The organism is Sphingomonas sp. DC5200-1, from assembly GCF_049897245.1.
Lineage (GTDB): Bacteria > Pseudomonadota > Alphaproteobacteria > Sphingomonadales > Sphingomonadaceae > Sphingomonas > Sphingomonas aquatilis.
The window spans coordinates 154262-169543 of record NZ_JAFCVW010000004.1 but is presented as its reverse complement, the minus strand read 5'-3'; the positions used below and the strand labels follow the sequence as shown (position 1 = coordinate 169543).

Sequence of the window (15282 nt, the reverse complement as noted above, 5' to 3'; positions counted from 1 at the left end):
ACGCCCGCCCCGTCATCAGCGATCAGAAGCGGAAGGCGGTGCCCACGTAGACCGACTGGCTGTCGCGCCGCGTATCGTCGAGGCGGGTCAGGCGGTCGCGATCCGAGCGGTAGCGCATGCCGGCGGTCAGATCGAGGTTGCGGGTCAGCGAATAGGAGCTGCTGACGTCGACCGAATAGCTCGAGGGCTCCTGAGTCAGCTTCGTCGTGGTGTCGAGCGGACGATCGGAGACCGCCATCACGCGGCTGCTGGCGCGGCCGGCGCGATAGGTGAGCGCGACATCGGTCGATTCGCGGCTGCCCGGCACGGGGCCGAGATCGATGTGGTTGATGCCCCCTGAGACCGCGAAGCGCTTCCAGCCCACCGAAGCGCCGAGATTGTAGGCGATCGGCTGGATGCCGACGGTCGGTGCCGAGGCGGTGGTGCGGGCGGCATCGGCGAGCGCGACGCGGTTCGAGCGGACGCGGACCGCGACGGTCACGGCGCGCTTGTCCTGCCGCGCCTCTGCCGGGGTGAAGCGGAAGTCCATGCCGTCGAGGCCGCCGCGCGCGATCGCCGCGGCGAGTCGCGGGTCGGCCGCGGCCGGAGTGAACGATCCCGTAAAGCGCGGCGTGGCAGACGTGATACGACGGGCGGGCTGGGCGCGTTCGGCGGCGCCGAATGCGGGCGCGACGGCGACGCCGGCAGCGACCAGCGCTCCCGCCATCAACACAGTCATCGCACGCCCACCGGCACGCTTCGCAAACACAAGCAGTCCCCTCGACTCCCGCTGCAACGCGCCTAACACGATTCCGGCGCGCGCCAATATGGAAGTATTGCTGGCTCAGGCATCATTTTGTCCGACTGTTGCAATCGGCACACAGGTTTCGGCGGCCGATCGTTCCAATCCGGTCGAATCACGGCTCGCTTGCGGGTGATCGTGCGCATCTATAGAGCGAGAGCGCTTCTTTTTCTGCAGGACAGTCACGCCCATGATCCGCTCGTTGCGCACCGCCCTCATGGTCGCCGCCATCGCCCTGCCGCTCGCCGCTTGCGGTGGTCGCGGCAATAAGACCGTCGCGAGCGCCGATCTCGCCGCGTCGAAGATCACGACGATCGGCGTCAACTCCTACCTGTGGCGCGCGAGCCTCGACACGCTGTCGTTCATGCCGCTGCTCCAGACCGATTCCAACGGCGGCGTCATCGTCACCGACTGGTACGTCAACCCGCAGGTGCCGACCGAGCGGATGAAGGTGACCGTGTCGATCCTCGACCAGGACCTGCGTGCCGATGCGCTCCGTGTCGCGGCGCTGCGCGAAGTGAACCGCGGCGGCCAGTGGGTGTCGGCGCCGGTGCAGGCCGCGACGACGCAGAAGCTGGAAGACATCATCCTCACCCGCGCCCGCGACCTGCGCCGGGCGTCTATCGCGGGCTGATGCCTGCCTGCGGTGCCGAGCCCCCTTGCGGCCGGCACCGCGCTGATAACGGAAATTGCTGAATGACCACGCGTTTCAACGCGCTGACCGCGGACTCGGCCTGGCAGAAGGTCTGGGACGATCGCCAGACCTTTGCCGCCAAGGATAACAGCGGCAAGCCGCAAAGCTACGTCCTCGAGATGTTCCCCTATCCGTCGGGGCGCATCCACATGGGCCATGTCCGCAACTATACGATGGGCGACGTGCTGGCGCGCTTCCGCCGGATGCGTGGCTATGAAGTGCTCCACCCGATGGGCTGGGACGCGTTCGGCATGCCGGCCGAGAATGCCGCCATGGAAAAGGGCGTGCATCCGGGCACGTGGACGCTCGCCAATATCGAGACGATGAAGGCGCAGCTGAAGCGCCTGGGCTTCGCGCTTGACTGGAGCCGTGAGCTCGCCACCTGCAAGCCCGATTATTACGGGCACGAACAGGCGCTGTTCCTCGACATGCTCGAAAACGGCCTGGTCTATCGCAAGGAATCGGCGGTCAACTGGGATCCGGTCGACATGACCGTGCTTGCCAACGAGCAGGTGATCGACGGGCGCGGCTGGCGGTCGGGCGCGTTGGTCGAGAAGCGCAAGCTGAACCAGTGGTTCCTGAAGATCACGCAGTTCGCCGACGAGCTGATCGAGGGGCTGGGCAAGCTGGCGCACTGGCCCGACAAGGTCAAGCTGATGCAGGAGAACTGGATCGGCAAGAGCCAGGGCCTGACCTTCGGATTCCAGGTGTCGAATGGCGAGACGATCGAGGTGTTCTCGACGCGGCCCGACACGATCTTCGGCGCGAGCTTCGTCGCGGTGGCGGCGGACCATCCGATCGCGCAGGCGCTGGCTGGCAACCCGGAGGTTGCCGCTTTCATCGCGCGGTGCAAGCAAGGCGGCACGACCGCGGCCGAATTGGAAACGCAGGAAAAGCTGGGCTACGACACCGGCCTCACCGCCGCGCATCCGTTCGATGCCGAGCGCAAGCTGCCCGTCTATATCGCGAACTTCGTGTTGATGGAGTACGGCACCGGCGCGGTGATGGGCGTACCGGCGCACGACCAGCGCGACCTCGATTTCGCGCGCAAGTACGACCTGCCGGTGCAGCGCGTCGTCGCCGATGGCGACACGACCGATCCGATCTTCGAGGGCAACGAGGCCTATACGGATCCGGGCGCGCTGGTGAACTCGTCCTTCCTCGACGGAATGGACGTGGAGGCCGCCAAGCGCGCGGTCATCGCGAAGGCCGAGCAAGGCGGCTGGGGCAAGGGGTCGACCGTCTATCGCCTGCGCGACTGGGGCGTGAGCCGCCAGCGCTATTGGGGCACGCCGATCCCGGTGATCCATTGCGACAGCTGTGGCGTCGTGCCGGTGCCGAAGGACCAGTTGCCCGTCGTGCTGCCCGACGACGTGTCGTTCGACGTGCCGGGCAACCCGCTCGATCGCCATCCGACGTGGAAGCATGTCGATTGTCCGTCGTGCGGCAAGCCGGCACTGCGCGAGACCGACACGCTCGATACGTTCGCCGATTCGTCCTGGTACTTCATCCGCTTCGCCAGCCAGCCCAAGGACAAGCCGTTCGACCGCGCGGTCGCCGAAAGCTGGCTGCCGGTCGGGCAATATATCGGCGGTGTGGAGCATGCGATCCTCCACCTGCTCTACGCGCGCTTCTGGACGCGGGCGCTCAAGCACATGGGGCTGCTCGACATCGCCGAGCCGTTCACCGGCCTGTTTACCCAGGGCATGGTGACGCACGAGACGTACAAATCCACCGACGGCCGCTGGCTATCGCCCGGCGACATTCGCGACGGGATCGAAACTGCGACCGGCCAACCCATCACGGTCGGCCGCGTCGAGAAAATGTCGAAGTCGAAGAAGAACACGGTCGATCCCGAACCGATCGTCGACCGCTACGGCGCCGACGCGACGCGCTGGTTCATGCTGTCCGACTCGCCCCCCGAGCGCGACCTGCCGTGGAGCGAATCGGGGATCGAGGGCGCATGGCGCTTCGTCCAGCGGCTGTGGCGCCTGTTCGACGGCGAAACGCCGGAACCGGGTGACGGCGACGATGCCGCGCTCGATCGCAAGCTGCACCAAACGATTCTGGGTATCGAACAGGATATCGAGGCGCTGGCGTTCAACAAAGCGGTCGCACGGCTGTACGAGTTGGTCACCGCGATCGAACGTGCCGCGCCCGGCGCCTCGCGCCGGAATGCAGTCTACACGCTGATGCTGCTCGTCGCGCCGATGGTGCCGCACATTGCCGAGGAGGCCTGGGCGGCGAAGGGCATGGACGGCCTGATCGCCGATGCGCCTTGGCCCGACGTCGATGCGCGCCTGCTGGTCGAGGATGAGGTGACGATCGCGGTGCAGGTCAACGGCAAGCTGCGCGATACGCTGACGGTCCCGAAGGACATGGACCGCGACACGCTGCAGGCCGTGGCGCTGGCCAGCGACAAGATCGTCCGCAGCCTCGACGGCAAGGCCCCCAAAAAAGTGATCGTCGTTCCCGGCCGATTAGTGAATATCGTCGCATGATCCGTTTTCCCGCGCTTCGCCTGACGCTCCTCGTACCGCTCGCGCTGATGGCCAGCGCCTGCGGTCTCAAGCCGCTGTATGGCGGCGGTGCGGGCGGCGCGGTCGCGGGCACGCTGTCGCATGTCGAGGTCGCGCCGATCGAGGGCAAAGCCGGATGGTTGATGAGCAATGCGTTGCGCGACCGGCTGGCTGCGGATGGCAGCAATGCGCCGCGCTATCGCCTCGACGTGAAGCTCGACGACAAGATCGCCGGCTTCGGCGTCCGGCGCGACGACAGCGTGACGCGCGAACGGCGGACGCTGCGCGCGCGCTATCAGCTGGTCGACCTCAACGACGGCAGCGTGCTGGTCGATGCAACGGCAGGATCGGACGCGGGCATCGACGTCGTCCAATCCGAATATGCGACGATCGCGGCGGAAAATACGGCGCTGGAGCGCCTGTCGGGGATCGTCGCGGACCAGATCGTCTCGCGCCTTGCCGTCTACGCCAACGGCCGTCCTGCGGGGCGATGAAGGCTAACGCGCGCGATATCCGATCGGCGCTGGAACGCCCGTCACCGGATATCCGCCTGTATCTGCTTCACGGTCCCGATGCCTCGGCGGCGGCGGAGCTTGCCGGATTGCTCGCCAAGGCGATGGGGCCGGAGGCGGAGCGTATCGATCTGGACGGCGCAACGCTGCGCTCCGATCCGGCGCGCTTGTCTGACGAGGCGGCCTCCATGTCCTTGTTCGGTGGTGCGCGGCATATCCGCGTGTCCCCGGCGGGTGAGGAATGCCTGGAGGCGTTCACCGCGCTGCTGGAGGCGGATCATGCCGGCAACCCCGTGGTGGCGCTGGCCCCAACGGTCAAATCGACCGCCAAGATCGTCAAGCTGGCGATCGATTCGCGCCGGGCGATGGCGTTCGGCGCCTATGAACCCACCGCGGCCGATCTGGAGCGCCTGGCAGCGAGCATGGCGCGCGATGCGGGCCTGCGCCCCGGCGGCACCGTGCCGGCGCGGCTGGCGGCAGCCTGCGGCGGCGATCGTGCGGTGCTGGCGCGTGAGATCGAGAAACTGGCGCTGTTCCTCGACGCGGCGCCTGACCGCCCGCACGACCTGGACGATACGGCGCTCGACGCGATCGGCGCGGATTTGGGCGAAGCGGAGACGAGCCGGGTGGTGGACGCCGTCGTCGGCGGGCAGACCGCAGTGCTGGGTGCGGAACTGGCCCGGCTGAGCGAGGCCGGCACCTCGCCCATTCCGTGGCTACGCCAACTTGCGCGCAAGCTGATGACGCTGGCCGAGATGAAGGCGGAGATCGACGCCGGTGCGGGGCAGGACAGCGTGTTCAAGCGCCATCGCGTCTTCTTTCGGGAAGAAGCCGCGACCGCGCAGGCGCTGCGGCGCTGGAATGCCGCGATGCTGGCGGCCGCGCTCGACCGGGTGCGGCATGCCGAGCGGGCGGTAATGGCGAGTGGCAATGCGGGCGGCGTTCTCGCGGACCATGCGCTCACCGAACTGACGCGTGGGGTCGAGCGGCGGGGGTAGACCCGCGTCGCTCGTACCGTCACGCCGGCGCAAGCCGGGCTCTTGGTGCGCGCTATAACCGGCAGATCCCAGCCTCCGTGGGATGACGATCAGGTCGATTTTACCGCAGCACCCGTCCGAACAGCGCCAGCGCCCAGCCGGTTGCCGTGACGAACAGCGCTGGATCGTAGCGCGGCCCCTCGTCGCGCAGGAATGCGTGCTGCGCGTTCACCTCATGCCATTCATACGTCGCCCCCACCTCTTCGAGGTGAGTCCGGATCGCCTCTCGCCCAGCATAAGGGACATGCGGGTCCTGCCGGCCCCAGACGAACAGCGTCTCCGCCTTGAGATCGGCCATACGCGCGAGGCTGTCATCGTTGCGCCCCTCGCCCAGCGTGCCGCTGTGGATATCGGTGGGATAGAAACACGCGGCGGCGCGGACCCGCGGATCGAGCGCGGCGCGATAGGCCAGGTGGCCGCCCAGGCACACGCCGATCGTTCCCAGCGCGCCGGTGCAGGCCGGATGCGCGACGAGCGCGTCGAGCGCGATCCGCGCATCGCTGTCATAGGCCGCGACGGGCTTCGCGATCTTCAGCGCATTGCCGCGATCGGTGCCCGGCGGATCGTAGCGGAGCACCGTGCCCGGCACCTCGTATTCGTGATAGACCTCGGGCACCGCCACGACATAGCCGTGCCCCGCGAAGAACGCCGCGAGCCGGCGGATCGGGTCGGTGACCTGATAGATTTCCGAAAACAGCAGCAGCCCCGGATAACGCCCCTCCGCCACCGGGCGGAACCAGTGCGTCCGCATCACACCGCCATCCGGCGTCGGCAGATCGTCGTGCTCGTCCGAGCGGAGGATCATATCGTGTCGCCGGTCAGGCGCTGGCACACCATGTCGAGCTGGTCGAGCGTGCCATAGGTCAGCGTCAGCGTGCCGCCCTTTTCGCTGTGGGCGATGCGGACGTTCAGACCGAGCAGGTCGGACAGTTGGCGCTCCAGTGCCGCGATATCGGCGTCAGGCGCCTGTGGGGCCGCGCCACCACCCCGGCTGCCCCCTGCCCTCTCCGGCTTGGCGCCGCGGGCGAGCTTTTCGGTCTCGCGCACCGACAGGCCGCGAGCGACGACCTGCTCCGCCAGTATCTCGACATCGCGCGCACCGAGCAGCGCGCGGGCGTGGCCCATCGACAACGAGCCATCGGTGACGCGCGCCTGCACATCCGCCGGAAGTTCCAGTAGTCGCAATAGGTTAGCGACGTGGCTGCGCGATTTGTGGACGATCTTGGCCAGCGCTTCCTGCGTATGACCATATTCGCCCGCAAGCCGCTGATACGCCTGCGCCTCTTCGATCGCATTGAGATCCTGGCGCTGGATATTCTCGATCAGCGCGATCTCGAGCGTCTGCGCATCGTCGAAGTCGCGGACGACGACGGGCACCTCGTGCAGCCGCGCTCGCTGCGCCGCACGCCAGCGGCGTTCACCCGCAACGATCTGATAATCGTGACCGTGCGGACGGACGACGATCGGCTGAATCAGCCCGCGCGCGGCGATCGAGGCGGCGAGTTCGTCGAGCAGCGCGTCATCGAAATGGCGACGCGGCTGATCGGGGTGCGGCGCCAACGCGCTGACCGGCAGCATGCGTACACCGCTCGGCGTGTTGCTTTTGGCACCGGGCGTGACGGGTGCCTCGATCGCCATCTCACCCAGCAACGCGCTGAGGCCCCGCCCCAGCCCGGCGGGACGGCTGCGCTTGCTCCCATCGCTCATGCCGCCACCGCGGCTGTTTGCGGCAGGCGTGCGATGAGCTCACGCGCAAGGTCGATATAGGCCTGCGATCCCGAACAGCGATGATCATAGATCAGCGCGGGCAGACCGTGGCTCGGTGCCTCAGAGAGGCGGACGTTGCGCGGGATCACCGTATCGAACACCACCTGCCCCAATACCGCGCGGACGTCGGCCGCGACCTGATCGGTCAGGCGGTTGCGACGGTCGTACATGGTGAGCGCGACGCCGAGGATGGCGAGGCCGGGATTGAAGCGTTCGCGAATCCGCTCGACCGTAGTCAGCAGCTGCGACAGCCCTTCCAGCGCGAAGAATTCGCATTGCAGCGGCACGAGCAATTTGTCGGCTGCCACCATGGCGTTGATGGTCAGTAGACCCAGCGACGGCGGGCAATCGATCAACACGATGTCCCAGCGCCCCTTTACCTGCGCCAGCGCGCGATCGAGGCGATGGGTCCGGTGATCGAACTCGACCAGCTCGATCTCGGCGCCCGACAGATCCTGCGTCGCCGGCACCAGATCGAGGCGTGGCACCGGCGTGCTGATGACAGCATCGGCGATCTCCGCCTCGCCGACGAGGACGTGATAGCTCGACCGCCCGCGCTTGGCTTGACCGATGCCGAGACCGGTCGACGCGTTACCCTGTGGGTCGAGATCGATCAGCAGGACGCTCTTGCCGGTCGCCGACAGTGCCGTGGCGAGGTTGATCGCGCTGGTGGTCTTGCCCACCCCACCCTTTTGATTGGCGACGGCGATACAGGTCATGAAGCGCGCCCCTTGTGACGATCGACGATAAGGATCGCCGAGTCCGGATCGGTAAGACTATGTTCCACGTGAAACACTCTGTCGCGCTGGCGGCGGAGCGCGGTAAGCTGCTCCGGTTCGATCCGACCACGAGGCAGGATCCAGCGCGTGTCTGGTTTGGCGCATGGCGCTGCTGCTTGCAAAAGCTTTTTGACCGATGCCACCGCGCGGGCGGAGATAATGTCGTACCGTCCCGAGACGGCCTCGACCTTGCTCGCCACCACATCCGCATTGGCGATGCCGAGGTGGTCGACACATGCCTGCAAAAACGTGGCGCGCTTTTTCCGTGGTTCCACCATCGTCACCTTGCCGTCGAAGAGCAGCGCGACGATCATGCCGGGGAAACCGCCCCCGGTGCCAATATCGAGCCACGACTCCGCCGATTGTTCCACGTGAAACATCAGCTGTGCCGAGTCGAACGCGTGGCGCACCCAGATCGTATCGATCGTCGATGGCGCGATCAGATTTTGCTGGTCGTTCTCGGCAACTACCATATCTAAGAACGCGCCGATCCGCTGAACGCGTCCCGGTCCGAACCGCGCCGTCATCAATGCGCGAGCGTCATCTTCGGTCATGCTGCCCGCCTTTGTGCGTAAAGATAGATGGCGGACAACGCCGCCGGGGTCACGCCTTGCACCCGCGAGGCCGCGCCCAGCGAGCCCGGACGCGCTTTGCAGAGGCGATCGATCATCTCGTTCGACAGCCCCGGCACCGCGCCATAATCCAGATCGGACGGCAGCAGCGCATGCTCGTCACGACGCATCCGCTCGACCTCCTCGGCCTGCCGCTCAAGATAGGGGGCGTAGCGCGCATCCTCGATCACCTCGTCGAGGACCCCAGTCGGGGCGATGCCGACCACGTCGGGCGCGACCATGTAGAGCGTGACGCCCGACATACGCAGCCATTCATAGGCCGTCCGTCGGCTGCCATCCTGCGCGACCTTCGCACCGCGCTTGGCGAGTTGCGATGCGGTGACCATCCCCGACAATCCTGCGCGGATCGTCGCTCGTTGCTCGCGCAGATCGCGCTGGTGTGCTCGCCGGGAGTCGCTCAAACATCCAAGCCGTTCGGCGATCGGGCCGAGCCGCGTCTCCGCATTGTCGGCGCGCAGCGACAACCGATATTCGGCGCGCGCAGTCAGCATGCGATAGGGCTCGGTGACCCCCTGCAACACCAGGTCGTCGATCATCACACCCGTGTAGCTCGAAGCGCGATCGAGCACGCAGGGCTCCAGATCACACGCAGTCGCTGCCGCGTTGAGGCCGGCGACGAGGCCCTGCCCCGCCGCTTCCTCATAGCCCGTCGTGCCGTTGATCTGCCCCGCGCAATAGACGCCGGGAATGGCCGCCAACGCAAGCGTCGCGTCCAGACTGCGCGGGTCGAGATAATCATATTCCACGGCATAGCCCGGAAGCGTAATCGTCGCGCGCTCCAGTCCCGCGATGCTACGGATCATCGCGATCTGCACATCGACGGGCAAGGACGTGGACAGGCCGTTTGGATAGACGGTGGCATCGTCCAGTCCCTCGGGCTCAAGGAAGACCTGATGCCCGTCCCGGTCACCAAAGCGATGCACCTTGTCCTCGATCGACGGGCAATAGCGGGGCCCCTGCCCCGCGATCGCCCCCCCGAATAGCGGCGAGCGATCGAGCCCACTGCGGATCGCATCGTGCGTCGCGCCGTTGGTGCGGGTGATCGCACAGGCGACCTGCGGCAGCAGACGCGCCGTGGTCATCGGCGACATGGTCCATGGATCGGTATCGGACGGCTGCTCGGCGAGCCGCGCCCAATCGATCGTGCGACCGTCGATCCGGGGCGGGGTGCCGGTTTTCAGACGCGACAGCGGCAACGCCAGCGCACGCAATTGCTCTGCCAGCTTGCGCGCCGCGCGCTCGCCAATACGACCGCCCTCGTGGCGTTCGTCACCCCTGAACATCCGGCCGCCAAGGAAGGTGCCGGTCGCCAGCACCACGGTCCGCCCTGCGATCCGTGCGCCGTCACCCAATACCACACCGGTCGCGCGCCCCCCGTCGATGACCAATGCGTCGACATCGCCTCCGCCGATCGTCAGCGTCGGGAGGGCGGCGAGCATGGCCTGGATCGCCGCGGCATAGCGTCGCCGGTCCGCCTGGATGCGTGGTCCCTGTACCGCCGCACCCTTGCTGCGGTTGAGCATCCGGTAGTGGATCGCGGCTGCGTCGGCGGCACGGCCGATCAGGCCATCGAACGCGTCGACCTCACGAACGATATGCCCCTTGCCTAAGCCGCCGATCGCCGGGTTGCACGACATCGCTCCGATCAAGCGTCGGTCGTGGCTGAGCAACAAGGTGTTTGCACCGCGGCGCGCGGCGGCAGCGGCGGCTTCGGTGCCGGCATGGCCACCACCGACGACGATCACGTCATACATGCGATGCGCCTATGCCAGCGCGTGCGGAACGTCAAAACTGTTCCACGTGGAACATCACTTGCCGATGCAGAAGCGTCCAAACAGGGCGTCGAGCATCGTCTCCGTGGCATCGATGCCGAGGATCGTGGCCAGTGCCCGTCGTGCCAATCGCAGCTGCTCGGCGATGACTAGCGGGTCGCCATCCGGCTGCAGGATCGCGTCCAGAGCATCCCGACAGGCTGCGCGTTCGCTTTCGCGAAACGCCAGCGCGTCACCTCGGGGGACCATGGCCTCCCCCCGAGCAGCAATCAGACGCCATACCGCCTCGACGCTGGAGGCATCATCCTGCGACACCGCCGCCTGCGTTCCCTCCGCTGCAACCCGTCCGGGCACGTCGGCCCGCGCGTGCAGCCAGATCGCATCGTCGGGCGGTGGCGGGGTATCGCCCAGCCACAGCAAAACGTCCGCCGCGACCATCGCATTCTCCGCGCGCGTGACGCCGATCCGCTCCACGGGATCATCGCTTTCGGTCAGCCCCGCCGTATCGGTGAGCACATAGACCAGACCGTCCCGCACCACGGTCGCCTCGATCCGATCCCGGGTCGTGCCGGCGATCGGAGAGACGATCGCAAGCTCGCGCTGGCTGAGCAGATTGATGAGCGTCGACTTCCCCGCATTGGGTGGGCCTGCGAGCACCACGTTGATCCCGTCGCGCAGCCGTTCGACGGGCGGGTTGGCGAGCACTGCCGCCAGTTCCGTGGCCAGAGCGCGCTGACCCTCGACCACCGCAGCCATCGCCGCCGCGTCGTCGTCGACATCGTCCTCATCCGCAAAATCGAGTTGCGCCTCGACCATCGCCGACAGCATCGCCAGCCGATCGAGCCAGCCGCGCACGCGCTGGCTCACCACGCCTTCTGCCGCTGCAAGCGCCGCAACGCGCTGCCGCTCGGTGTCGGCGGACAACAGGTCGGCGAGACCCGCAGCCTCGGCCAGATCGATGCGCCCGTTCGCCAGCGCACGGCGCGTGAATTCGCCTCCGATCGCCGGGCGGAGGCCAGGCTGCTCGCCCAGCGCCCGCAGCACCGCTGCGATCACCGCACGGCCGCCATGGCAATGCAATTCGACCAGATCTTCGCCGGTGGCCGTTGCCGGTCCGGGAAAGACCAGCACGAGTGCGCGATCGAGCAGCGCACCCCTGGTGTCCCGCAACGCGCGTACCCGTGCCTCGCGGGGTGGCGGCAAGGACCCCGCCAGCTTGGCCACCGCCGCCATTGCGTCTGGACCACTCACCCGGATGACCCCGATACCAGCCGGCGCCGCGCCGCTCGACAGCGCGAAGATCGTCGTCATCAGCTGCCCGAGCCGCCGCCCGTCTTGGTCGCCGTCTCGAACATCTGGCGCCACATCGCAAAGCCCGCTTCGCCCATCGGCGCCCAGCTCTTCATCATGTTCTCGAGCAGTTCGGGACGGACCTGTCCGTTCATCGTTTCCAGCATCGCGGCGACATAGCGTTCGTGCAGCGGCGTCAGGTCGGGCAGGCCCATCGCGCGGCGCGCCTCTTCCGGGGTCAGATCGACGTCCACCGTTACCTTCATCGCATGCATCCCGTTGCGGCCCTGTGGCGTTTGCCATAGCCCAGCCGGATCGGCTGCGCGAGAGGAGCACCCATGACTGCCACGTCCCGGACGATCACCATCGACACGCTAGACGGCAAAGGCCGTTTCGACACCTATGTCGCCGAACCTGCGAGCACGCCGCGTGCGGCGATCGTCGTCATTCAGGAAATCTTCGGCGTGAACACCGGCATCCGCAGCAAATGCGATCGGCTGGCGGCGGATGGCTATCTTGCGCTCGCCCCCGACCTGTTCTGGCAGATCGCACCGGGCGTCGAGCTGGACCCGGACGTTCCGGACCAGATGCAACGCGCACTCGACCTGATGGGGCAGTTCGATCAGGATGCCGGCATCCGCGATATCGAAGCGACGATCCGCACCGCGCGGGGCATGCTGGCCGAAGGCGGCAAGGTCGGGGTCGTCGGCTATTGCCTGGGCGGTCGCCTCGCCTTCATGACCGCAGCCCGTACCGATGTGGACGCCAGCGTCGGCTATTATGGTGTCGGCATCGACGGATTGCTGGGCGAAGCGCATGCAATCGCCCATCCGGTGCTGCTCCACATTCCGCAGGAGGATCATTTCGTCGACAAGGACGCGCAGGCCCGCATGCACGCCGGGCTGGACGATCACCCCAAGGTGACGCTGTTCGACTATCCCGGCGAGGACCACGGCTTCGCAACCGAGTTTGGTCAACGCCGTTCGGACGAGTCTGCGAACCTTGCCGATCAGCGCACCGCCAGCTTCTTCGCGGCGCACCTCGGCTGACATGAAAAGGGGGGCTTCGCGGCCCCCCTTCCCTTATCCAAACAGCTTCATCAGCCCGACATTGGGGTCGACCACCCCTTCGTAGATCATCTTGCCCGCGACATAGACGATCACCGCCAGCCCGACGTAGGCGATCCAGCGATAGCGCTCGATATATTTGGCGATCAGGTTCGCCGCGATGCCCATCAGCGCGACAGACAGCAGCAGTCCGATGATCAGGATGCCGGGATGGTCGCGCGCCGCGCCGGCAACGGCGAGCACGTTGTCGAGGCTCATCGACACGTCGGCGACCGCGACCGCCCAGGCGGCGGCAGCGAAGCTCTTGGCCGGCTTCAAGCCGGCGGTCTCGTCGCCGTCGACCTCAGGCGAGCCGGCGTTGTGCTCGCCCCGCAGTTCGCGCCACATCTTCCATGCAACCCACAGCAGCAGGATGCCGCCCGCAAAGATCAGCCCGATCACGCCGAGTAGCCAGCTGACCGCCAGCGCGAAGATGATGCGCAGGACGAGCGCGGCAAGAATGCCAATCAGAATGACCTTCTTGCGCTGATCGACCGGCAGGCCCGCGGCCAACGCGCCGACGACGATCGCATTGTCGCCCGCCAGCACGACGTCGATCATCAGCACCTGCACGAACGCGGACAGCGCAGCGGGCGTCGTGATGTTCGAAAAATCGTTGATGATATGCTGCCAGATCTCGGCCGGAGACCCCGGCCCGCTGGCGGCGGCCGCGCTCAGCATGGCGATGATGGACACTATTCAAACTCCCGGTTGATGCCTGTGCATAACGCGGCAGCGCGCGAAAGCGATGAGGGAGTTGGTGATGGGGCTTGAACAGAAAAGCCAACAAACAACAATTCCTCCCCCGCCAGGGGGAGGTGGCGCGGCGAAGCCGTGACGGAGGGGGAGGTAAAAGACACGGAGGTTGTCGCGGTCTCCCCCTCCGTCATGCCTTCGGCATGCCACCTCCCCATGGCGGAGGAGGAGTTGGGGGCCTCGTGCCGGACGCGCGCAAAGCCCGCGTCGGACGGGTTGCGCCTGGGCGCACCCGCCGGCCGAGCCGGTGCGAGTCCTACCGCAGCATGCGGCAGGCCGCACTCGGCTGCGGCTATTGGTTCATGCTGTCGAAGAAGTCTTCGTTGGTCTTCGAATTCTTCATCTTGTCGAGCAGGAATTCCATCGCGTCGATCGTGCCCATCTGCATCAGGATGCGGCGGAGGACCCACTGCTTGCTGAGCTTGTCCTTGTCGACCAGCAGCTCTTCCTTGCGCGTGCCCGACTTGCCGACGTCCAGCGCCGGGAAGACGCGCTTGTCGGCGACCTTGCGGTCGAGGACGATTTCGGAGTTACCCGTGCCCTTGAACTCTTCGAAGATGACTTCGTCCATGCGGCTGCCGGTGTCGATCAGCGCGGTGGCGATGATCGAGAGCGAGCCGCCCTCTTCGATGTTACGCGCCGCGCCGAAGAAGCGCTTGGGGCGCTGCAACGCATTGGCGTCGACACCGCCGGTCAGCACCTTGCCCGACGACGGCACGACGGTGTTGTACGCGCGGCCGAGGCGCGTGATCGAGTCGAGCAGGATCACGACGTCCTTCTTGTGCTCGACCAGGCGCTTGGCCTTTTCGATCACCATCTCGGCGACCTGGACGTGACGCTGCGCGGGTTCGTCGAAGGTCGAGGACACCACCTCGCCCTTCACGCTGCGCTGCATGTCGGTGACTTCCTCGGGCCGCTCGTCGATCAGCAGGACGAGCAGGAACACCTCGGGGTGATTGTCGGTGATCGCCTTGGCGATGTTCTGGAGCATCACCGTCTTGCCGACGCGGGGGGGCGCGACGATCAGCGTGCGCTGGCCCTTGCCCTGCGGAGACACGATGTCGATGACGCGCGCCGACTTGTCCTTCTGCGTCGGATCGGCGGGATCGAGCGTCAGCTTCGATTCCGGATACAGCGGCGTCAGGTTGTCGAAGTTGACGCGGTGGCGGACGGCTTCGGGATCGTCGAAGTTCACCGAGGTGAGCTTGGTCAGCGCAAAATAGCGTTCGCCATCCTTGGGCGCGCGGATCTCGCCTTCGACGGTATCGCCCGTACGCAGGCCGTGCTTGCGGACCTGATTGGGCGACACATAGATATCGTCCGGGCCGGCGAGGTAGTTCGCTTCCGGCGAGCGCAGGAAGCCGAAACCGTCCTGCAGAACCTCGATCGTGCCGAGGCCCATAATCTGGTCGCCATTCTCCGCCTGCACCTTCAGGATCGCGAACAGCAAATCCTGCTTGCGCAGCGTCGAGGCGCCCTCGACCCCCAATTCCTCGGCCATGCTGACCAGGTCGGCGGGGGTCTTCTTCTTCAAGTCTTTAAGATGCATGGAATAATCCGAATGCGTAGGCAGTGGGGAGAGGCTTCAGATCGGCGAAGGAACCGCAGCGACGAACAGCCGGAGGAGGAACGCGGAG

At 66.5% G+C, this 15282-nt stretch carries 15 protein-coding genes; 5 read left to right on the top strand and 10 right to left on the bottom strand.

Annotated elements, in window-relative coordinates:
- Nucleotides 1-22: 22 nt before the first annotated feature.
- Nucleotides 23-718: a hypothetical protein gene (locus tag ACP7A3_RS09835; RefSeq protein ID WP_426255456.1), complete on the bottom strand. Its 696-nt coding sequence runs from the start codon at nt 716-718 to the stop codon at nt 23-25.
- A 253-nt stretch (nt 719-971) separates the two neighbouring features.
- Between ACP7A3_RS09835 and ACP7A3_RS09830 the strand changes: the two genes are divergently transcribed.
- The 4 genes from ACP7A3_RS09830 to holA all read left to right on the top strand — a co-directional run bounded on the left by ACP7A3_RS09830 (nt 972) and on the right by holA (nt 5504).
- Nucleotides 972-1415 (top strand): DUF3576 domain-containing protein, encoded by a 444-nt coding sequence (locus ACP7A3_RS09830; protein WP_017980501.1) that lies wholly within the window; start codon nt 972-974, stop codon nt 1413-1415.
- 62 nt (nt 1416-1477) lie between these two features.
- Nucleotides 1478-3976: a leucine--tRNA ligase gene (gene leuS / locus ACP7A3_RS09825; RefSeq protein WP_426255454.1), complete on the top strand. Its 2499-nt coding sequence runs from the start codon at nt 1478-1480 to the stop codon at nt 3974-3976.
- Complete coding sequence (gene lptE / locus ACP7A3_RS09820) at nt 3973-4488, top strand: LPS assembly lipoprotein LptE (RefSeq protein ID WP_063687028.1); 516 nt, start codon at nt 3973-3975, stop codon at nt 4486-4488. Before leuS ends, lptE begins: the two co-directional genes overlap by 4 nt.
- A complete protein-coding gene (gene holA, locus ACP7A3_RS09815; RefSeq protein WP_426255453.1) occupies nt 4485-5504 on the top strand; it encodes a DNA polymerase III subunit delta in 1020 nt (339 codons plus the stop codon). Before lptE ends, holA begins: the two co-directional genes overlap by 4 nt.
- A gap of 100 nt (nt 5505-5604) precedes the next feature.
- Here holA and ACP7A3_RS09810 read toward each other — a convergent pair whose 3' ends face one another.
- From ACP7A3_RS09810 to ACP7A3_RS09780, 7 genes are read right to left on the bottom strand one after another with little or no spacing between them, the layout of a single operon-like run.
- A complete protein-coding gene (locus ACP7A3_RS09810) occupies nt 5605-6348 on the bottom strand; it encodes a dienelactone hydrolase family protein (protein WP_426255452.1) in 744 nt (247 codons plus the stop codon).
- Nucleotides 6345-7250 (bottom strand): ParB/RepB/Spo0J family partition protein, encoded by a 906-nt coding sequence (locus ACP7A3_RS09805; protein ID WP_426255451.1) that lies wholly within the window; start codon nt 7248-7250, stop codon nt 6345-6347. The genes ACP7A3_RS09810 and ACP7A3_RS09805 overlap by 4 nt, the downstream gene beginning before the upstream one ends.
- Nucleotides 7247-8029, bottom strand: coding sequence for a ParA family protein (locus ACP7A3_RS09800; RefSeq protein WP_017980507.1), 783 nt, complete (start codon nt 8027-8029; stop codon nt 7247-7249). Before ACP7A3_RS09800 ends, ACP7A3_RS09805 begins: the two co-directional genes overlap by 4 nt.
- Entirely contained in the window at nt 8026-8643 is a 618-nt protein-coding gene (gene rsmG, locus ACP7A3_RS09795; protein WP_426255450.1) for a 16S rRNA (guanine(527)-N(7))-methyltransferase RsmG, read from the bottom strand. The genes ACP7A3_RS09800 and rsmG overlap by 4 nt, the downstream gene beginning before the upstream one ends.
- A complete protein-coding gene (gene mnmG / locus ACP7A3_RS09790; protein ID WP_426255449.1) occupies nt 8640-10475 on the bottom strand; it encodes a tRNA uridine-5-carboxymethylaminomethyl(34) synthesis enzyme MnmG in 1836 nt (611 codons plus the stop codon). Before mnmG ends, rsmG begins: the two co-directional genes overlap by 4 nt.
- Before the next feature lie 54 nt (nt 10476-10529).
- Complete coding sequence (gene mnmE / locus ACP7A3_RS09785) at nt 10530-11804, bottom strand: tRNA uridine-5-carboxymethylaminomethyl(34) synthesis GTPase MnmE (protein WP_426255448.1); 1275 nt, start codon at nt 11802-11804, stop codon at nt 10530-10532.
- The gene (locus tag ACP7A3_RS09780; protein ID WP_024310317.1) at nt 11804-12049 is read right to left on the bottom strand and encodes a DUF6489 family protein; all 246 of its coding nucleotides are present in this window, start codon (nt 12047-12049) and stop codon (nt 11804-11806) included. The genes mnmE and ACP7A3_RS09780 overlap by 1 nt, the downstream gene beginning before the upstream one ends.
- Nucleotides 12050-12121: 72 nt before the next feature.
- Here ACP7A3_RS09780 and ACP7A3_RS09775 point away from each other — a divergent pair, with 72 nt between their 5' ends.
- Nucleotides 12122-12832, top strand: coding sequence for a dienelactone hydrolase family protein (locus ACP7A3_RS09775; protein ID WP_426255447.1), 711 nt, complete (start codon nt 12122-12124; stop codon nt 12830-12832).
- A 33-nt stretch (nt 12833-12865) separates the two neighbouring features.
- Here ACP7A3_RS09775 and ACP7A3_RS09770 read toward each other — a convergent pair whose 3' ends face one another.
- On the bottom strand, nt 12866-13570 hold the full coding sequence (locus ACP7A3_RS09770; protein WP_029720500.1) for a TerC family protein: 705 nt from the start codon (nt 13568-13570) through the stop codon (nt 12866-12868).
- A 367-nt stretch (nt 13571-13937) separates the two neighbouring features.
- Nucleotides 13938-15194, bottom strand: a complete 1257-nt coding sequence (gene rho, locus ACP7A3_RS09765; protein ID WP_024310316.1) for a transcription termination factor Rho — start codon at nt 15192-15194, stop codon at nt 13938-13940.
- Nucleotides 15195-15282 lie beyond the last annotated feature (88 nt).